The 20,400-nt window shown below is 42.8% G+C and carries 16 protein-coding genes and 1 pseudogene; 8 read left to right on the forward strand and 9 right to left on the reverse strand.

What is annotated here, in order from left to right; all coding sequences use genetic code 11:
- The first annotated feature begins 82 nt into the window (after positions 1 to 82).
- On the forward strand, positions 83 to 448 hold the full coding sequence (locus tag H6G26_RS21255; protein WP_347242490.1) for a DUF3122 domain-containing protein: 366 nt from the start codon (positions 83 to 85) through the stop codon (positions 446 to 448).
- Positions 449 to 548: 100 nt separating this feature from the next.
- On the opposite strand, the gene H6G26_RS21260 is transcribed toward H6G26_RS21255, so the two are convergent.
- Together H6G26_RS21260 and H6G26_RS21265 are read right to left on the reverse strand one after the other, a co-directional pair.
- On the reverse strand, positions 549 to 839 hold the full coding sequence (locus tag H6G26_RS21260; RefSeq protein WP_190731147.1) for a hypothetical protein: 291 nt from the start codon (positions 837 to 839) through the stop codon (positions 549 to 551).
- A 237-nt stretch (positions 840 to 1,076) separates the two neighbouring features.
- Positions 1,077 to 1,916, reverse strand: coding sequence for a prephenate/arogenate dehydrogenase (locus tag H6G26_RS21265; RefSeq protein WP_190731191.1), 840 nt, complete (start codon positions 1,914 to 1,916; stop codon positions 1,077 to 1,079).
- A gap of 69 nt (positions 1,917 to 1,985) precedes the next feature.
- Between H6G26_RS21265 and H6G26_RS21270 the strand changes: the two genes are divergently transcribed.
- The 3 genes from H6G26_RS21270 (at position 1,986) to H6G26_RS21280 (ending at position 5,216) form a co-directional block, all read left to right on the forward strand.
- On the forward strand, positions 1,986 to 3,566 hold the full coding sequence (locus H6G26_RS21270; RefSeq protein ID WP_190731192.1) for a pentapeptide repeat-containing protein: 1,581 nt from the start codon (positions 1,986 to 1,988) through the stop codon (positions 3,564 to 3,566).
- Between the two features lie 95 nt (positions 3,567 to 3,661).
- Entirely contained in the window at positions 3,662 to 4,255 is a 594-nt protein-coding gene (locus H6G26_RS21275; protein ID WP_190731148.1) for a DUF1517 domain-containing protein, read from the forward strand.
- 70 nt (positions 4,256 to 4,325) lie between these two features.
- Positions 4,326 to 5,216: a hypothetical protein gene (locus H6G26_RS21280; protein ID WP_190731149.1), complete on the forward strand. Its 891-nt coding sequence runs from the start codon at positions 4,326 to 4,328 to the stop codon at positions 5,214 to 5,216.
- Between the two features lie 129 nt (positions 5,217 to 5,345).
- Here H6G26_RS21280 and H6G26_RS21285 read toward each other — a convergent pair whose 3' ends face one another.
- Both H6G26_RS21285 and H6G26_RS21290 read right to left on the reverse strand, forming a co-directional pair.
- The gene (locus H6G26_RS21285) at positions 5,346 to 5,624 is read right to left on the reverse strand and encodes a hypothetical protein (protein WP_190731150.1); all 279 of its coding nucleotides are present in this window, start codon (positions 5,622 to 5,624) and stop codon (positions 5,346 to 5,348) included.
- A 201-nt stretch (positions 5,625 to 5,825) separates the two neighbouring features.
- Positions 5,826 to 7,769, reverse strand: a complete 1,944-nt coding sequence (locus H6G26_RS21290) for an amino acid transporter (RefSeq protein ID WP_190731151.1) — start codon at positions 7,767 to 7,769, stop codon at positions 5,826 to 5,828.
- 611 nt (positions 7,770 to 8,380) lie between these two features.
- Between H6G26_RS21290 and H6G26_RS21295 the strand changes: the two genes are divergently transcribed.
- Positions 8,381 to 8,731, forward strand: a complete 351-nt coding sequence (locus H6G26_RS21295) for a histidine triad nucleotide-binding protein (RefSeq protein WP_190731152.1) — start codon at positions 8,381 to 8,383, stop codon at positions 8,729 to 8,731.
- Positions 8,732 to 8,857: 126 nt separating this feature from the next.
- A pseudogene (locus H6G26_RS21300) lies at positions 8,858 to 8,992 on the forward strand (photosystem II q(b) protein); the annotation flags it as partial.
- A 149-nt stretch (positions 8,993 to 9,141) separates the two neighbouring features.
- Here the strand turns inward: H6G26_RS21300 and H6G26_RS21305 are convergent.
- A complete protein-coding gene (locus H6G26_RS21305) occupies positions 9,142 to 9,477 on the reverse strand; it encodes an SHOCT domain-containing protein (protein WP_190731154.1) in 336 nt (111 codons plus the stop codon).
- A gap of 12 nt (positions 9,478 to 9,489) precedes the next feature.
- The gene (locus H6G26_RS21310; protein WP_190731155.1) at positions 9,490 to 10,005 is read right to left on the reverse strand and encodes a hypothetical protein; all 516 of its coding nucleotides are present in this window, start codon (positions 10,003 to 10,005) and stop codon (positions 9,490 to 9,492) included.
- A gap of 257 nt (positions 10,006 to 10,262) precedes the next feature.
- On the opposite strand from H6G26_RS21310, the gene recR reads away from it, so the two are divergent.
- On the forward strand, positions 10,263 to 10,820 hold the full coding sequence (gene recR, locus H6G26_RS21315) for a recombination mediator RecR (protein WP_199327011.1): 558 nt from the start codon (positions 10,263 to 10,265) through the stop codon (positions 10,818 to 10,820).
- Positions 10,821 to 10,959: 139 nt separating this feature from the next.
- Here the strand turns inward: recR and H6G26_RS21320 are convergent, their stop codons facing one another.
- Together H6G26_RS21320 and H6G26_RS21325 are read right to left on the reverse strand one after the other, a co-directional pair.
- Entirely contained in the window at positions 10,960 to 14,820 is a 3,861-nt protein-coding gene (locus H6G26_RS21320) for a tetratricopeptide repeat protein (protein ID WP_190731156.1), read from the reverse strand.
- A 197-nt stretch (positions 14,821 to 15,017) separates the two neighbouring features.
- Positions 15,018 to 15,716, reverse strand: a complete 699-nt coding sequence (locus H6G26_RS21325; protein WP_242053820.1) for a hypothetical protein — start codon at positions 15,714 to 15,716, stop codon at positions 15,018 to 15,020.
- Positions 15,717 to 16,098: 382 nt separating this feature from the next.
- Here H6G26_RS21325 and dnaX point away from each other — a divergent pair, with 382 nt between their 5' ends.
- On the forward strand, positions 16,099 to 18,852 hold the full coding sequence (gene dnaX, locus H6G26_RS21330) for a DNA polymerase III subunit gamma/tau (protein WP_190731157.1): 2,754 nt from the start codon (positions 16,099 to 16,101) through the stop codon (positions 18,850 to 18,852).
- A gap of 73 nt (positions 18,853 to 18,925) precedes the next feature.
- Here the strand turns inward: dnaX and H6G26_RS21335 are convergent, their stop codons facing one another.
- Entirely contained in the window at positions 18,926 to 20,332 is a 1,407-nt protein-coding gene (locus H6G26_RS21335) for a glycosyltransferase family 2 protein (protein ID WP_190731158.1), read from the reverse strand.
- Positions 20,333 to 20,400 lie beyond the last annotated feature (68 nt).

Here is a 20,400-nt window from a genome sequence, read left to right on the forward strand (position 1 = left end):
AAAAGCGCAAGCTAAGAACATCGGGAGCCGTGTACACGGAAACGGGTACGCACGGAGCTAACTGAGAGGTGCGGGGAATAATATCCCCCATCGACTCAACCAAGGATATGCTTGGCAAGTGCTACTGTTCAAACAGAATTACAGTAGTCCGGTAAAAGATTTACGGTTGCGCTTGGTTGCTTTTCCGGGTGTTGTTGAAATTGCTCACACCCAACCATTATTGATTGAGACAGTAGCAGGAAAATTGTTGAATGCATCGGATGCATATGCTCTAACTGCACCCGTCCCTAATGTGGGCGAATATAACTTAACTGATATCTTGCCTAAATTACCAACAACTGATGCACTCAAACTCTATGTGCCACTCTCTAGTGGACAGCAATTGGTTCTCAATATATCTAACACTGTAGTCACTGAGTGGCAATGGCTAGTTACAGAAATTGATTAATAACCCAATGGTGATGTGGGCTATGATGACTGCCTTCAAGACAGAAATCCTAGTCTTCATACGCTTATAGCCTCCCACATCACACGCAGCACTTGTAATGTTACTCTTGAGGCTCCTCAGAGATAGGTTCCGATTCGGTTTCAAGTTCTTCTGTTTGGACTTTGACTGGAGGTTTAACGGGTTTTGGGCCACGTGCTAGGGCAGGATTCCGCTGCTGCCTGTTTTCTTCTCCATAAGATGCTTTTTTCCCTTTGTCAGACGAGCGATTACGGCTGGGTTTTGAGCTTTTGGGGTTGGATTCAATAGGAGGTATAGAATCCGTATTTTCGGAATTATTGTCAGTGCTTCCTTGGGACTGACGTTCCGATTTCTTGATTGGGCGTTCTACCATTGTTTATTTTTGTAAACTTATCTGTATAGTACATCAGTTTGGTGAATATAAAACTGTTAAGTAGCATTTTGTAAAGATTTTACTGTCAAAATTACTTAATGGCTATATTTATTGATTTAACCAGAAAGCAGCCATCCGACTTGATCAACAAGCTCAAAAAGCATTCATAACCAATAAGCAATTAACTTACCAAATGTTTAAATGGGTGCGTTATCAATAACGTAACGCACCCTAAAACTAATCAACAAAATCAGGTCGTGCTTTCCCTGTTGATTTCAACTTTTGTTCTAAAACTGCCCAATCTTCTTGCTCAATTAAGTTAGTCAACTCATCGAGATTGTGACGATACTGTTGCAGCGATCGCAGCAAGGCTTGACGATTATACCGGGCCATCATCACACCCAACTCTGGATTCCCACCACCCACACGACTAGTATCCCGAAAACCTGAACTAGCTAACTTTTGGGCTAATTCCAAAACATTAGGGTCAGTTTCACTCAAACAAGCAGCAATCAACGAGGAACTGACCATTACAGGTAAATGAGAAATCCAACTAACAGCGCGATCATGTTGCTCTGGTTGACAATAGTAGATTTTAGCCCCAAGCGATCGCACAATCTCTTCCACAACCGTAATTGCACTAATTGGTGTTGTATTTGTCGGTGTTAGTACATAAGGTTTATCAACAAATAAATGTCGCTGTGCAGCTTCTATGCCACTGTCTGTCCTTCCTGCCATTGGGTGACCGCCGATAAAATTATCCCAGAGGGGAGAAATTGCCTTAACTATCTCTGCTTTCGCCGATCCCACATCAGTTACCACAGTAGCGGCAGACAAATGAGCGATCATTTGCTCAAATTGGGGCACAATAAGCGCTAGAGGTGTACAAATAAATACAACCTCTGCGGCTGCCAATAGGCTCAGATCAACGGATGCTTGATCAACACTTCCCAGAGCAACTGCCTTTTGACAGGTGGCTTCACGGCGACTGACTCCTAAGATATGATGTCCTTGCGATCGCAAATCAAAACCCAAAGATCCGCCTATCAGTCCCAGTCCTAAAATCCCAATATTCATTTTTGATTTTGACATTCCGTTTTTATGACTTTACCAACTATTAAAGTTGGCATCCAAGGGGTAGCATCAATGACTGTAGAGGAATTACTGGAACAATACGCAGCAGGAGTCTTAAACTTTAATGGTGTTGACCTTGCGGAAGCTAACCTAAGTGGGGCCAAACTCAGTGGGGTGAATCTTAGCAATGCTAATTTGAGTATAGTCAACCTGAGCGGCGCGAATTTGAGTGAAGCTAACTTGAGCAATGCCAAGCTGAATGTAGCAAGACTAAGTGGCGCGAATTTATGTAGCGCCATCTTGAACAACGCTAGTCTCAACGTCGCTAATTTGATTCGAGCGGATCTAAGTCGCGCTCAACTTAGAGGAGCTTTATTGATTCGTGCCGAGTTAATTCGTGCTGATCTAAGTCGCGCCGACCTGTTGGAGGCTAATCTCACCAGCGCCGATCTGCGAGAAGCAACACTCCGCCAAGCGAATCTCCGCCACGCTAACTTGAGTGAGGCGGTCTTGAAAGGCGGTTCTTTGACGGGAGCCAACTTGGAAATGGCTAACTTAAATGCTAGCGACCTCAGTCGTTGTGACTTGAGCGGTGCAAATTTGCGAGACACCGAACTCAGACAAGCGAATCTCAGCCATACTAACTTGAGCGGAGCAGATTTGAGTGGAGCGAATCTCCGGTGGGCAGATTTGAGCGGCGCAAATCTTCGGTGGGCAGATTTGAGCGGCGCAAAGTTGAGCGGGGCTACTTTAATTGGCGCAGATTTAAGCAATGCTAATTTAACGAATACAGTTTTCATCCACGCAAATTTAACTCAGGTCAAATTAATTAGGGCGGAATGGATTGGTGCTGACTTAACAGGAGCAACTTTAACAGGAGCAAAGCTTTATGCCACCTCCAGGTTTGGTTTAAAAACCGAAGGCATGATTTGTGAATGGGTTGATCTTAGCCCCGCAGGCGATCGCTCCATTATCCAAAACTTCCATGCCGAAGACTCACGAGATTTTTTTAACGAAACACCGCCAACAATCAGAATTATTGTTGACGCAGCCCTAGAACACGAAGCCAATTTTGCTCTTGCTGGTGCTTATTATCAAATTGCTCAAGAATACCGGGGGCTGAAACAACCCCCAAGTATGGAAAGTGGGCGTCGTCGAACTGTTTTCACATTTCATCTAGATAGTGATGAAGCATTATTTCCTACTGCTTACATTGTGATTCTTCCCTTTCTAGATGCGGTATCTACCCAAAAGAATATTTCCAGAATGGTGGAAATGATTAACAATGAAGTTGTTGTAAACCAAAATTTAAAATCGCTAAAATCACCCCAAAGCGTGAAAGAATTAAGTATTCTTATAGAGCAAGCGATGAGTCAGGCTACAACAATTAAACAGATGAAAAAAAATATCGAAGTAGCTGCAAAGTTAAATTTTTGTAAAGCGCCAACCCAAATAATTTTAACGAATTCCAGCGCCCAGACTTTGATTGCCCATGACAATCCTCACTTTGGAAAAAGATTTATTAATCGCTCTGCTCTCAATGCTTCAGCTTATGATGATACATCTAGTGAAGCAACAAAATATATATTGCCTTCGTTGAATATGGTTATGGATTTTGTCAAAGGATTTCACAATATCAATATTAGTTATTAGGCATGGGGCATGGGGCATTGGTCATTGGTCATTAGTTATTGGCCATTAATTATTAAACTAATATCTAATGAAGAAAATAAAATTTGGAGGAAAGAATGCGCGATACCTTTAATAGAATGATTGGTCGAACTCGCTATGTAGTCTTTCGCTTATTTCTGCACTTAGGGGGAGGTGAGGTAGCACCAATTTTGGGAGTATTAAATAGTGCAGGACGAGATGCGATCGATGCCGATGGTGATTTAGAAATTTTAGGAGAAGGATTGGTAGAAATTAGCCAAACCTTACTGCAATACGATGAATATTGGCTTTCTGCTGCTAACGAAGGTGACGTATTTTTTGATGAAGGCGAGGCAGGAGATTACGTGAATGAATTATTTACTGACTCTGCCCAAAGATATCTCAGCGAACCAGATTACAGTTCTGACTCTGGATTGAATGAACCTTTATCTATACCTGTAACCCGCAATGTCATTGTGATGCTAACAGTAGCTTATGAAGGAGAAGTACTAGAGCTAGAAACTGATCTGTCTAACGTTCAGGCACTTAAGGAAGGATTGAAAGCATTGATAAATTTGCATTATAAACATAGATTGAAGGCAATCCAAGTACATTTTTCGCCAGCACAATTAGGCGATGAACTCACTAGCGACCAACTGTTGCAATATTATCCAGAATTGATTCCTTTGTAATGTGTTGGGTAGTCCCTACTTACTACTCACATCGAGAAATTGTTAAGCTTGGAGATAGGACAATAATCCAATGATCATGACCATAGTGCGTAAATTTACAGCCGTTTTTTTAGCTATGAGTTTGTGCCTGACAACAGTGGCCTGTGGGGGAGGAGAGCAAAATACTACTACCCCTCCAGCTAAGAATGTTAGCCAAACTTCTCCTAACACCAAGCTGAGTGACGGAGAGTATCAAATACAGCAAGCTACATACGACGATGGAACTGGTGAGTACAGCCTGTTTTTACTTAACAATAATCCCCCAACCTTTGCAACCGAAAATTTGCAAATGGCACGGTTAACTGATGATGAAATCAAGCAGGGCAAGAAAACCTATCTGAAGGTAGACAAAGGTCAACCGATTTTATATTTGACGGAAGATTTTAAAATCGAGTACGTCCACAACGTTACCGAGAATAAAGTTAATCCTCAAACAGGGCAACAAGAGACGGTTGTAGTCCGTCGAGAAAATAACTTCTGGGCACCATTTGCGGGGTCTGTAGCTGGTAGCTTGGCCGGTCAGGCAATTGGTAGTATGTTGTTTAGACCCCAGTATTATGTACCCCCTGTCTATCAATCAGGACAAGGATTAAGTGGCTTCGGTGGATACGGTGGAAGTTATGGCCAAGCAGTTCAAAGCTACCAAAGCCGCTACAATACACAACCCGCAGCCGTGAGGAATCGCACTACGTTCCGCAATACAGGGACAATTAGAAGGTCATATCCTGGTAATTCAACTGTACGCAATGCACCGCGTAGCACTACTGGTAATAACCGTCCTTCTGGTTCTGGTTTTGGTGGTAGCACGTTGCGACCCTCTGGCAGAGCTACTTCACCCAGACGCAGTTCTGGTAGTAGTTTTGGTAGCGGACGTAGTTCAGCACCCCGCCGCTCAACTGGTTTTGGCAGCAGACGCCGTTAGAAAATTCTAAATTCAATAAATAGACTGCCTAAAAAGTGAAGGTAGTGTGTTGCATAAAGAAGTCGGAGGCTAACAAGTTAACCCTCCGGCTTCTATTTTTATATGCAATTGGTGACGATTAATTATGAATTATTCAGTAAAATAATATGAAATACTAAATACAAATATTGCTAATAGAACAGGAACCATTTTATTAAAGTCTATTTGCTTTTTTTGAACCATTTCTAAACAAGCCATCGGAATCATTAAAGGCCAGAAGATAGTTGTGACCAAAAACATTACAACCGATAAAAATTTGTCTTCTGGAGTGGAAGCAGGATGACGTAGGGAGAATATTAACCAATTTATTAAAAAATAGCATGTCATTAACAGGTAACCAATAGTTAAAGTCAGTTGTATCTGATTCATTGTAAGTACTCCTGAAGTTATTTGAGCTTTACTATAGCCCAATACAGATAGCACAGATACTCGTAGGTACACGACAATGCCTTGTCCCTAGCCAGTACTCATTCAAATGAGAATCGCTATAAATTTTCTAGCGTTGCAGAGAAAGCGCGATAATTTGGCAACTTCTAAAATTCCCCACCCTGCCTCCCCTGCTCCCCTTCCTCACCCGCCGACATGAACGCCAGGACGCATCTGGGGATTCTTTTCAGCCCGACGGAGCACTTCACGGGTGACCACAGCAATATCACCTTCCCCAAACAAGATAAAACGTAGTAAATATTGTATGGGGTTGCCCTCAGCCCAGCCGAAGTAGGCATGGGGAATCTTACCTGTTTGGTCACGAATATAAAGCAGTAAAGCCGCGATCGCATTAGGTACTGCTGCACTCTCAGCCCGAAGGATGCGGTAATCACCAACTTGCACCCCTTTTACATTGATGACATCTGCAAATTCCGATGCATCTGATACCTGAATCTCTAGAAACAGAATTGGATCGTTGGGTGGAATATGGTTGTCCTCGCGTACCTCTTTCTCTTTTAAAAAATACTCTTGGACATCACCTGCATTCAATCGATTAGCAATTAGCCGTATTACTCCCTGGCTCTCTTCGGCAAGGAATTGACTAGCAAGTTCGTCAACTTCGATTCGCTCTGCTCGCAGTTCTGTTGAACGCCAAACACGAGAAACTAGCGAGGTAAAAATGATCGCACCGATGAAAAAACCAGCGATCCTAATGCCTTCTGGTCTTTCGATGATATTAACAACAGTCGTATATAAAAATAACAGTGTGATAGTTGCAAATACTAGTCTTGCCCGCTTCTGTCTGTGACGGTGGGCTGATAAGGTTACGGCAAAGGCGGCTGAGGTAATTAGCACAAGCACACCAGTTGCATAAGCCCCACCTTGGGCTTCCACATTTGCTCTGAAGATAATTGTGACAACAAAGGCGATCGCTGTGTAGACTAATACTAAAGGTCGCGTTGCTCGGGCCCAATTGGGTGCCATGCCATAGCGTGGTAGGTAGCGAGGCACAATATTCAGCAACCCTGCCATTGCAGATGCACCTGCAAACCACAAAATCGAAATAGTACTTAAATCATAAATTGTGCCAAAGGCATTGCCTAGATGCAGATGTGCCAGGTAAGCAAGGGCCCGTCCATTAGCTTTGCCCCCAGATGCAAATTCTGCGGTTGGAATCAGTAGAGTAGTTATAAAGCTAGTGGTGAGCAAAAAGAAGCTCATAATCACAGCAGCAGTGGTAAGCAGCTTGCGTGTATTTTGAATCCGCCCCTTGGGATGCTGCGGAGTGTTGCTACTACCTTTGACTAGGGGCATAACGGTCACGCCAGTCTCAAAACCTGATAATCCCAGCGCCAGCTTGGGGAATATGAGCAGAGATATGCCAATAAGTATCAAAGGGTTGGAATGGCGGGCAAAAAGTGCAGTCTGCCAGTTAGCGATCGCTTCCGGGTGAGTTAAAATCTGATAGAAACCGACGCTAACGACAATGAAGTTTAACAGTAGATAAACTCCTACCAAAAAGACTGCAATCCCAATCGCTTCTCGGAAACCTCTCAAGAAAACTGCGCCTAGTAATACAACTAATATCAGAGTGATTGCGATCGTCTGATTGTGAAGCCAATGTGGGGTAAGCGGATTTTCGATAATATGGGCTGTGGCATCGGCAGCTGACAAGGTAATGGTAATAATAAAGTCAGTAGCTACAAAGCCGAGTAAGCACAGCACAAGTAATTTGCCTTGCCACCAAGGGAGCAAACGCTCTAACATTGCGATCGACCCTTCACCATGAGGGCTTTCGGCAGCAATGCGCCGATAGATTGGCAATGCTCCAAAGAGCGTCAGCAAAACTAGAATTAGGGTAGCTATCGGAGAAAGAGCGCCAGCCGCCAGTGCTGCAATCCCAGGTTGATAGCCAAGGGTTGAGAAATAATCTACACCAGTCAAGCACATCACCTGCCACCAAGGATGTTGGCGATGTGGTTCTTCCTTGCGGTAAGGCCCTTCCTTTTCTCCTCGGTCTTCTTCAAGCAACCAGTGGATTAACTGGTTACTGAGCCGTTTTGTTGAAACAATTGATTTAGCCATCAAATACGATTGTGTTGCAAAAGTTGGCTTTGTGGTTTATGAAAATTTTCAACTATAAACATATAGCACTATTATTGTAGATTAAGCATACTGTGCAATTTACAAAATAATAGTAGTTCTTTGTAGCCATTTGGCGTATCAATATCAATATATCTATTGCAACTTATGGTATATAAATAATCAATCTTATTAAGTATATTTCTTAATTAGCATCTTAGAACCTTCAAGCTACATCAGTTATAAAAAAAGGGTAATGCTAGGTAAGGCAGCTACGCAATTAAAAAATCTCTTCTAGCAAGTTGTTTTAAAAGCCACGAAAGGAATAATATTGGTATTCTGACTTAGCCATTTCGATTTTGTAGAAACTAGCAAACAGGCGAACATTATTCATCTTTTACATAGGCTGGATTTGGATAGTATTAAAAATTTTATGCTTGAAGTAAGCCTATAAATATTAATAATGACAAATTATAATTATTGCCTGTATAGTGCGGTTGTACAAATATTATCTATGGAAGACTTTATCACAGAAAGGAGTATTTTGTTGTGTAGATGATCTAGTCACCACAATAAACATTTAAAATCTCTAGCAGATGAGTAGGTAGATTGGTATGAGTGAAACTACAGAAACGATTTTCAGCAAAATCATTCGGCGGGAAATTCCCGTTGATATTGTTTATGAGGATGATTTAGCCCTGGCATTCAAAGACATCCACCCCCAAGCGCCTGTTCACATCCTCGTCATTCCCAAAAAACCCATTCCCACACTAGCTGATGCTGAATCTCAGGATCATGCTGTATTGGGGCATCTTTTGTTAACCGCCAAACGTGTTGCAAAAGAAGCTGGACTGGAAAACGGTTATCGAGTTGTCATCAACACTGGTGATGATGGTGGTCAGACAGTCTACCACTTACATCTGCATATTTTAGGAGGGCGGCAGTTGAGCTGGCCGCCTGGTTGATAAAACCATAAAACCGGATGAATTGTGTCTCTAGACGCGATTCATCACTAAAAATCAGTGTAATAATCAATACCTGTATAAAATTTCTTGACAAACCTCAATTTTGCTTCTAAATATAGTGAACATTGGGCAGATGTCATCAACCAGGCTAACCTGGGTATGGAAGTAATGCACAATCACAATGCTTACAACTTCCCCCTAGATTTGGCTGCTGGTGATGTTGATCTTGTTGCTCTTACCGCTTCTGCTATCAACGGATAATTGGGAAGTTTAGCCGAATCAAAAAGCGCTCTCCCATATTATTAGGAGGGCGCTTTTGTTTTTAGATGTATCGAAAACAGAAACCTTTTATAGTTCAATGTTGAGAAGAATGGACAATCACAGTCGTAATTTATCTTAAATGCTGACTTTTAGACAAGCAGAGCTAGCTTTTTCTTGTCAAACTCTTCACGAGTAATGATTCCAGCATCTCTAGCATTTTCAAGCTGCTTGATTTTACCCCCAAGTTCGGATTCTCTCTGAATCGTTGCCTTCTTGCTCTCGTACTCCTCTTGTGTAATAATCCCGGCAGCGAGAGCAGCATTGAGTTTAGAAATTTGGACATCTAATTCCGAATTAGAAGGCTCTCGCATCAATTCAGCCTTCTTCATTTCAAATTCACCTTGGGTTAAAATTCCTGCATCAAGCAAGCTCTTAAGTTGTATCAACTTTCCTTCAGTCTCGGCATTTTGGTAACTAACTCGCATTTGACCTTCAATTTATAGCTTCTTAGCATTGTATGCAACCTCATCAATAAAACCTTGGTCGTAGGCATTTTTAAGCTGCTTAATTTTCTCTTCCAAGGTGTTTTTAGTCTTGACAACAACTAACTCTTGAAGAGACTTAGCTTTTTCCCCAAACATAACCTTCTGGTCAATAAAATTCCACAAATCACCCTCAATCTTCTTTGACCAGCCTACGGCAAGACCACTAACAAGCAGAGTGACACCACCCGTCAATACTGCCGCAACACCACCAGCAGCTAAATTCGATGCCCATTCTCCAGTGCTAAGTTCCACAGAGAAATCTTTTGGTTGTCCTTGAATCAAAACGTTGAATGCTCTAGATGCACCAACTGCTTTCCGCCACATCTCAGTTTTTGCAGCTTGTAATAACCAAGTTCCATCTGTTTTATTGCTCTGTATCTGATACCCTTGTTCACTAAACCAGGTTTCAATATCTCTCAATAAGGCATCTAGATTACGGTCTTTATCTTGGTAGGTCTTCTTAGTCATAGTATGTTCTTTCTCAATTCTTACTGTCTAGCCAGAGATTTTTCAGGCTATCTTGCTTATGATTCCCTAAATAATTGCACCAACTTTTATGACGTGGTTTTTTGCAGTGCAGCTGGGCTGTGCAGATCCCGCTTGACATTTGATAAATTAAATGACTACTCCAAAATCCTGTAGGAATGTCATCATAGTTAAGGTAAAAACATTCTGGAGATAAGACAACGGTTTACGCACGCCCTTTAGCACGGTTAATTGAGCAATTGCAACGCCTACCAGGAGTTGGCCCCAAATCTGCCCAACGACTGGCTTTGCATATTTTAAAGCGACCAGAAGCAGAAGTAGAAGCTTTGGCACAAGCGCTGATTGAGGCAAAAAAACAGATCGGCTTGTGTTCTGTTTGCTTTCACTTGTCTGCTGAACCTGTTTGTGAAATTTGCCGTAATGTCAACCGTGACAACAATACTATCTGTGTCGTAGCAGATCCTCGTGATGTGATTGCGCTGGAAAAAACCCGCGAGTACAAAGGCAAATATCACGTTTTGGGTGGGGTGATTTCTCCAATTGATGGAATTGGGCCAGAACAATTAACTATAGTGCCTTTGCAGCGCCGGGTGAATCAGCAAAAACCTCAAGAAGTTATTCTGGCAATTAGTCCGAGTGTAGAAGGAGAAACAACAACACTGTATATCGGTCAGCTATTGAAACCATTTACCAAGGTAACGCGGATTGCCTTTGGTTTGCCTGTAGGTGGTGATTTGGAGTACGCCGACGAAGTGACCCTGGCAAGGGCATTGGAAGGACGCAGGGAGCTAGATTAGGCTTAATTAAGAGTTATAAACCAATACGCAACCCAACAAAGCCCGGAAATGTTGGGTTACCCTGCGCGGATATTGCTACGTTCTTCAACTTAACCTATTAATTATTATTTATGAATCATTTTGAATAAGTTTCAAAAGATTAATTCGGTTTACCTGTAATCGTGAATGCTGCCCAGTAGTAAGGATGATTATAAAGATTTTTATCTGATGCCATTTTACTATTTCTATATAGTTGTGTCGCTAAATAAGTTTGAATTCGTAATTCTTCAGGATGCAGATTATTCAAGATATCTTCATACCATTTTGTCAGTTCCCCAGCAGTTAGTTCTTTCAGCCATCGTATTGCCTCAGCTAGGGCAGTAACTGCTGACTTATTAGGCTGTAATCTTCTATAGAACTCTATCATCACCAAGGCACTAGCCGAAGATTCTACACTCCAGAGAGTACTCACTACATGAGGAACGCCCTGACTCACAAAACCAGTCACTAAACTTATATATTCGCTGCTGATAGTGTGGTTGCTAGTACTTAAATTTTCACAGGCAGATAGAGTAATCAGGTTGTAACTTCCTAGATTTTGTTGGCAGATTTCATCTAGAGTAAGTCTGTCTTCGCCTGCTAATGTTAATTCTGACTTTTTAGGTTCAGCTAAATTATTAGTTACACGACCCGTAAAATGAAAGATGTTGTAATTATCAAACAAAGCATTTTCGACAATATCTTTTGTAGCTTCTGATCCCTGAATTCGTTGGATATTATTGAACATCTGACTAATAACTTCAGACTCAAGTTTGGCAAATTTAAGTGTGGGAGAACCTGTACTCTCAGGATGTTCAACACTTAGCAATAATTGATTTTGCCACTGCCAAATATCTTCAGTTCTTATTGATAAACCTATTTGGGCACTAGGTAGATAGGTAACAGGGAAATTTGACTCCACATTCGGCAACTCTTCCTGTGATGGGGAAGAAAGATGGAAAAGGGTATGAATGGGCAATCTGTACAAATCACGGTGAGGAATTAAAACCAGTTGGGTGATGCCTTCGAGTTCCTGTGCAATTGTGGAAATATTTAATATTTCATACAGTTGCAACAGCTTCTGTTCCATATCAACTCGCCAAGAATGCTGACTTTTACTTTCTTTATCTTGTGATGTGGTGCGATATTCTTGATATTGTTGCTCCCAATCTTCTAGCCAAGTTTCAAATTCAATTAGGCGTTGCACTGCTTCGGGTAAGGGTAATTCATTTAGAAGAATTGCATCTTCTCCTAAAGGTATTGCCCCAGCATCTTGCATGGGTGTAAATAGGAGGATCGGTGATGGCGCTTGGTCTTTGAGAATGAAGGTATGTAGGGCAACTGGACTAATATGCCAGTAAATAATTGCTGTTGTGGGATTGAATAGCTGTTGAATCGCCCCATAATAAGGTGAGTAAATATTATCATTCCAACCAGAAAGCAGCCAGTTTAAACAAGCATTTTTACCTTGTTCGGCAATTTCCCAAGCTTCAACTAAATCACCGGACTCTACGGCTAAATCAACTGCCAATTGATCAAAGCCTGCAAATTTTAAAGCTAGCTGTTTTTTGCTTTCGTCTGAGCGAGTTTCTTCACTTAGTAATTGCCGCAATAAATCTGTACCACGTTGCAGTAATTCTTGAACTTGTGTTGTTTGTCCCAAACCCATCAGCACTTTGCTTAGAGATTGCAGAACTTCTAGGTGCAAGTGGGGAAAGTATTCTAATGTGAGGGTTAACAGCGCCTGGTGATACTCAGATGCGGCTTTGCGCCAATAATCGCGGGGATTGGTATGTTTTTTGCCTTGCTCATAGTAAGTATTAGCGATCGCAAAATGCAATCTACCCCAACCTTCTGGGTGGGTATCTGTCCGCAGATGCTTTAACCCTTCTTCGTAACTGGCTAATTTTCCTTCGTAGCCGACCTGTTGTAAGGCGGGATTTGTCGCTGTGATACTACTCGACAAGTTCAGTAAGGCGTCAGAATCTACTAAATTACCGATCGCAGTTCCCCTACCAATCCAAGCTTCCCAATAGTCTTGTTTAATTTGCAAAGCACTGTCATAGCAGGCGATCGCTTCGGCAAATTGTTCTAAATAAAACAATGCTACTGCCTGATTATACCAAGCTAGGTGGAAGTCGGGTTTAATGGCGATCGCTTGCCGATAGGAGGCGATCGCTTCTTGGCGGCGGCCTAAGTTGTCTAAGGCTATACCCCGGTTGTACCAAGCTAAGTAGAAGTCGGCTTGAACTGACAGTGCTTTATCCCAGGAGGCGATCGCTTCTGACCACTTTCCTAAATTAAACAGCACTACACCCCGGTCTATCCAAACTTCGTGATACTCTGGGTCAATTTCTATAGCTCTGTCGTAAGATATAATCGCCTCTGTAAATTGTTCGCCGACAGCTAGGGCTATACCACGGTGATACCAGTTTTCCTGGTCTTCTGGTTCCAGATGTAACGCTTGGTCATAACTAGAAATAGCTTCGGGTAGCCAACCTAACTTCAGCAGTGCCAAACCCTTGCTAGCCCAAGCTTCTTGGTAATCTGGTTTGATTTCTATGGCTTTGTCAAAAGAAGCGATCGCTTCTTCAAAATATCCTAATTCTCCCAGAGTTCCACCCCGGTTGTACCAAGCTTTGTAGAAGTCGGGCTTCAGTTGTGTGGCGGTTTCGTAAGATGCGATCGCTTCATCAAAACGTTCTAAATGGAACAGCGTCAAGCCTCGGTTAAACCAATATTCTGAAAATTTAGGTTGAAGTTCAATAGCTTGATCGTAAGATGCGATCGCACCCAACAAATCACCTGTTTTTGCTTGCTGAAGACCTTGGTAAAACCACCCTTGAGCGTTGGTAATCGGATTATCGCTATGTCGCTCAATAATACCTGGGGAACTTGGGGTACTACCTTGAACAGCCAAGTTAGAAGCAAGTTGCTGGATTAAATTGGTACTTTGATCCAACCTTACCCACAACTCATCCAGGGTATAAGCCACATTTGCCTCTAAATTCGTCAGAGTGTTATCCCAGGTTTCTTCCGAAGCAGATGTTGTTAATTCAGTTCTTTGCCTAGTGGAAAGGAGATTTGCTCTTGTTGTAATTGGAGTAACCTCCTCTTCATCACCGAACTTTAGTTGGGCTAATGAGGTGATTGAATCTTCGGCTGCGGGGAGAGGGACATTTTCGAGGATCGTGGGTTGGGTTTCCCTTTCAGACTCCAATGCCATTTCCTCTAAATTCTCGGACAATCTTTCCTCAAAAGTGGCATTTTCAGGCGTTGGCGTTATTGGTTCAATATCGGGCGCATCATATTCCCATAACTCTTCACCTAAGCTACGAATTAGCTCTTGTCCAGGCGAAGTTGGGAGAATTTCTTCATGGGTTGTGATTTCGACAACATCTGGCTCATGATAATCCCATAACTGCTCGCCCAAATTGCGAATCAGTTGTTGCCCAGGAGTGGTTTCTATGACATTTGGCTGATCATACTCCCATAACTGTTCGCCGAAATCGCGGATTAGTTCTTGCCCAGGAGTAGTTTCTACCTCTTCTTGCGTGTGATTGTCCTCATACTCTATCTGTGTAGGTAAGTTTTGCATCAGCCGGATGCCAATGTCATAAGCAACATCGCCAATTCTACCAACACCAAGTTCCCCCAATTGCACCATCTTTGTTGCTAAAAGAGGATCTGACGTAGGTGAAGCTAGCAAGCTTTCGCCAAACATCACCAACCAATCTATCCAGCGTTCAAGCGGAACCCGATTTTCGATTCGTTGCAGAAACCTCAATGCCCACTGTCGTCCTCTTGCTTGATGCACGCCTTCTAACAATTGGATAAATAATTGTTCCAGATCCGCATTGGTTAATTCTGGTAGTACCTCCACCAGATTGTGTCCTCTCGTACCCTTGAGAGAATTACCCTGCTTACTTTCAAGGAGGCGCTTTAAAAACCTTTTAAGCGACTGCGATATCCGCCTGAGCATCTGCCACACTCTTGGATTTTGTTTTTCTAGATTGTAGCCATCGTTGTGTTAAAAAAATCATCAATTACGTAAAAATCCATTAGATCAGGACAGCGCTTTCGTCGCAAATTAGCAAAAAATATACCAAACTACAAGAGCATAGCATTACAACGTTACAATTCCCAGATTCAACTCTTGGTTTTGACTTTGCGAAGCAGTTAATTTTCTGTTTGCTCTGTAGTCAATTGACCAGCAGGATATAATTGATTAATCAATGCCTGGACAAGCACTTCTGGGTCATCCGTCTCAACGGCAAGCTGTTGAGCAATCTGCTGGCGTAAGTTTTCATCCTGCTGTAACATCACAAACAACTCTTCTAGGGTAACAGTTTGGTATTCTCCTTCTGGAAGGTTTTCTGGGGCATCTGCTGACTCTGATATCGGGGCGGTTGGCTCAGATGGCAAAGTCGTGCTGAGAACATCTGGCCCTTCATATTCCCAAATTGGCTCACCTTGATTGCGTGTCAACAACTGCATCCCAATACTATAGGCAACATCTCCGATTTCTCCGATGCCCAACTCACCCAGTTGCACTAACCGCGCAGCTATTTCATTATTGGGCGTGGGTGATGCCAGCAATCTTTCACCCAAGCGTCCTAACCACTCAACCCAGCGTTCAGTTGGGATGCGATGTTCAATATTATGCAACCACTTCCGGGCCCACTCTTCCCCTCGTGCTTGATGTACTCCTTCCAACAGTTCGTTGAAGAGAAATTCCAGATCCGTATCGCTTAGGGGTGGTGCTGGTTTTCTTTCCACATTCGCCCTAGATTTTGAAACAGTCTGTTTTCCACCAAACAAGCTCTGAAAGAGCTTTTTGAACCATTGAAATAGCCGCTTGAGCATCTGCTGCACCATCGAGTTTTGCTTATCTTAAAATTGTAGCGATCGCACTGGGCTATGGCGCTAGTTCATTCAATAAAATGTATAGTCATTAGTCAAGAGTTATTCTCTCCCGCTCAAAAACAACTTCCCCTGCTTCCTCATCTCCCTACCTTGTTAGTAGAACAAATGTACTAAATGCTATGCTATAATTCCGATATATTGATGTTGAAATCATAGTAAAAAATATGATCTACTTGCTTGCTCTCCTGAGTGCCGAAATTAACAGCATTAGTTGAGTGTAAGCAGTATGCCGGCATCGATAAACAAAGCAGGTACGAGAGTTTAAAATAATTGAATCCCAAACTCGACTCGGTGCTAGTAATTAACTTTGAAAGGCATTGAAGTCTATTTTTCCATGTCTTACGAACCCCTGCACCACAAATATCGCCCCAAAAGTTTTGCTGAACTGGTGGGCCAAGAGGCGATCGCTACCACCCTCACGAACGCGATCGGCACATCCAAAATTGCCCCCGCCTATTTATTCACTGGGCCCAGAGGTACGGGGAAAACTTCTAGTGCCCGGATTCTGGCTAAATCTCTCAATTGTCTCAAAAGTGACAAGCCCACTGCTGAACCCTGTGGCGTGTGTGAAGTTTGTCAGGGGATCACCAAGGGCTACGCCTTAGACATAATTGAAATTGACGCTGCCAGTAATACTGGTGTCGATAATATCCGCGAGTTGATTGAAAAAGCCCAGTTTGCTCCTGTGCAGTGTCGTTATAAGGTTTATGTAATCGATGAGTGCTTAACTGGAGATTCTCTGGTTTTGACTGATGAGGGACTTCAAAGAATTGATGATCCTAAAATTAAAGACAAGAAGGTTCTGAGTTACAACGACTCATTAAGTAAGTGGGAGTTCAAGAAAGTTGTTAGGTGGTTAGATCAAGGAGAACGGCAAACCCTGGTTATCAAAACAACTAACCGAGAAATTAGATGTACGGGTAATCATTTAATTAGGACAAACCAGGGATGGCTACCAGCAAAAGACGTAAAAGAAGGAGTGAAGATACTATCCCCTGTGAATGTGGATGCGGCATCCTCATTTACAAATTTGGTATCGACGGACGTACCCGAAGATTTGTTAGCGGACACCAGTTTAAAGGCAATACATCTGGGCAAAAATCATACGACCTGGAATCTATCCTTAAACAAGCTGAATTACTCCGACCTTTCTGTGCTTGCGGGTGTGGAGAAAAGCTCGATATCCCAACCTTTTTACAAAAAAAATGGCTGGCAGACCTTAAACAATATTCCATCCCCTCGATGGATTACAAATTTGGAGACAGTCGAATCTGTTCACCTCGCTGGGGTTGAGCGAGTTTATGACATTGAAGTAGCAGATAATCATAATTTTGTGGCAAATGGACTTTTAGTTCATAATTGCCACATGCTCAGTACCCAAGCATTCAACGCGTTACTTAAAACCCTAGAAGAACCACCTAAACACGTAGTTTTTGTATTAGCGACAACAGACCCGCAACGGGTTTTACCAACGATTATTTCACGCTGTCAAAGGTTTGATTTTAGACGCATTCAATTAGAGGCGATGGTTAAGCATTTAAGTGCGATCGCATCTAAAGAAAATATTCATATTTCACCCGACGCTGTAACCTTGGTAGGCCAACTTGCTCAGGGAGGGTTACGGGATGCCGAAAGTTTACTTGACCAATTGGGTTTATTAGCAGGTGAAGTGACCCCGGATAGAGTTTGGGATTTAGTGGGGACAGTAAGCGAACATGACTTGTTGGGGCTTCTAAATGCGATCGCTCAAGATAAACCCGAAGCTGTTCTAGACTGTACCAACAAAATTCTTGATCGTGGTCGAGAACCCCTAACTCTTCTGCAAAATCTTGCCGCCTTCTACCGCGATTTACTCATTGCTAAAACCGCACCTAATCGTCATGATTTGGTTGCTTGTACTCAACAAACCTGGACAACGCTAGTTGAGTTTGCTCAATACTTCGATATGAGCGCGATTTTGGTAGGACAGGAACACCTGCGAAAAGCTGAAGTGCAAATTAAAAATAGCACCCAGCCGCGTTTGTGGTTGGAAGTGGCATTACTAGGATTGTTACCCAGTGCGAATATTCAGCTACAAACTCCAAGTGTTCCGCCGCGAGTTAACACACCTGCTGTATCTCCAAGCTATCCTCCAGCAGTTGCCCAAAATCATGTAGTCTCTCCTTTACCTGTAGCTGAACCGCAAACAAATCATAATTCTGCGCTTCTGCGCGAGACGCTGCACGAACAACAAGGCTCAGTGACTACAAACCATCATCTAGCGACTGCCCAAAATCAGCCCGTCACTTCATCTCCCCCAGTTGAACGGCAAACAAATCACAATTCTGTTGCTAACTTAGTTTCACCACCAACCCCAGAACCTGTAGCTGTTCCTGTGCCACCTGCGAATGTTGAACCAGTAACTTCAGAAGTTGTTGAGGAAGCAGAATATGACTTAACTCAGGTTTGGCAACAGGTGCTTGCTAACCTCCAGCCAAAATCAAGGCAAGAAATGCTGCGTCAAATGAGCCAACTCGTAGAGTTCGACGGTGTTGTGGCGCGAATTGCGATCAAACAGGCATGGTATGACAAGGGGAAATCTTATCTACCAATGATTACGGCAGCTTTCCAGCAGACTTTCCAGCGTGAAATCCAGATAAATTTAGAAAAAGGAAGTTCTTCAAACTCTACCTCAGCTAAAAAAAATCTTCCCCCAAAAGACTCTACTCGCCCTCAGCAGCCACCAACTCCCAGTTATAACCAGCAAATTCCGCCTCCAGCGCCAGTACCGCAGCCAGTAACTCCATCACCAGCACCACAAAAAACCGAGTTGGCAGCAAAGAACGGAAATGGAGTCAATGGAAATGGAGTCAATGGACATGGAGTAAATAGAAATGGTGTAAATGGAAATGGGGCGCAAACTTTGCCTCCACCGCCACAGCCAACACCTACACCTGATTGGGAAGTTGATGAAGTAGCGATCGCAGCTCAACGTCTAGCAGAATTTTTCAACGGACAAATTATTCGTTTCGCAGAAGATTCACCAGAATTCTCCGATTCCATAACTTCATCTGAATGGGTAGAGGAATCAGATGTGGATGATGAATAAAAAAATGCAAAATTACTAAAAATAATTTTGCATTTTAAATTTTAAATTTAAAATTTTAAATTCCCTAAAAGGGCTATTCCCCATTCCCCGTATGCAAGGTTTTCACCCATTTTAGCCGCTTTGGTCTTACCGACATCCGGGCAGTAGTACTGCTCATGACGACTAACCAGTGCAACATATATAAACTGCCACGCAGGGTTTGCACCAGCATCAGAAAATATGTAGAAGGTGAAAATTTCTGATCTTGACGTATGCGCCTTAGACCTGTGTACATTCCCACCATCGACATAGTAACCGACAAGCTTGTGATGGGACTTAATATTGGTGGACGATGACGGGCGATCGCCATTAATAAATCTGGGACTGCTGCTGTCGGCAAGATATACATAATCAGCATAAAAATCAGCAAATCCCAGCTTTTGCGCCATCCCATGCGGTTTTTGAGAATTAAATCCCAATAATCGAGATAGCGCTGATAACCGCCTTCTGCCCAACGGTTGCGCTGATGCCAAAGTGCGATCGCACTTGTCACTCCTTCTTCTTGCACCGCCGGATGGAAAACACACTCAATGTCCCATTTATCCAAATGTAAACGGATTGTTAAATCCAAATCATCGGTAATGGTTTCCTCGTTCCAGCCACCGCAGCTTTTCAAGGCTGAACGCCGGACAAATTGACCATTGCCCCGCAGTTCGCCAATACCACCAAGGGCAGTACGCTGTTGCTGGAACCAGGTATCAAGTGCCATTTCGGCCATTTGACCCTTAGTCCAAAAGTTTTCTTTAGCGTTGGCGATCGCTTTTCGCACCTGTACCGCCCCCACTTTTTCTCTTTGAAATAAAGGTATTACCTGTTGCAGCAAGTCTGGTGTAACTTGGGCATCAGCATCAAATACTGCCACAATGTCGCCCTTTGTCAGGGGCAATACCTGATTCAACGCCCCTGATTTGCCACCACTAGCTTCTGCTGAACGCCTTAGTACTTTCAGTTGATCGTGTTTCTGTTCTAGTTCTGCTAATAAATTTGGTGTGCTATCACTGCTGTGATCGTCAATAATCCATACTTCGTACTGCCCACCTGGATATTCCAGATTACAAAGATTTTTGACTAATTTAGCAATTACTGCTTCTTCATTTTTCGCAGCCACTAACACAGATACAAAAGGCAAATCTCCCTTTATTTCTTTTGGATAGCGACGGGATTTAGTAAACACTACCACCAAGGCATGAAAGCCTAAAATGGTGGTCAGTCCTAGAATAAATATGGAAGCCCAAGAAACTAAATGTAGAGCGATCGTGCCACTCCAGACAACAGTCAAGACTAGAGCTGCTTTGCGTCTACGACCTTGAAACCGGGATGTTAGAGACACAGGATCTGTCTCTAGCACTGACTCCTCATCTACTGATAGGTCAGACAACAAGGAGTTGAACGGATCAAGCTCTTGATAAGAATCTTCTTCGGGCCAGGAATTCGCTGGCATAGGTTAGGTTGCTTAATTCAAAGACCACTATTTGTCTACAGTTAGTAATTTTACGGACAAATATCCCT

The sequence above is a fragment of the Nostoc sp. FACHB-888 genome, from assembly GCF_014696655.1.
Taxonomy (GTDB): domain Bacteria; phylum Cyanobacteriota; class Cyanobacteriia; order Cyanobacteriales; family Nostocaceae; genus Nostoc.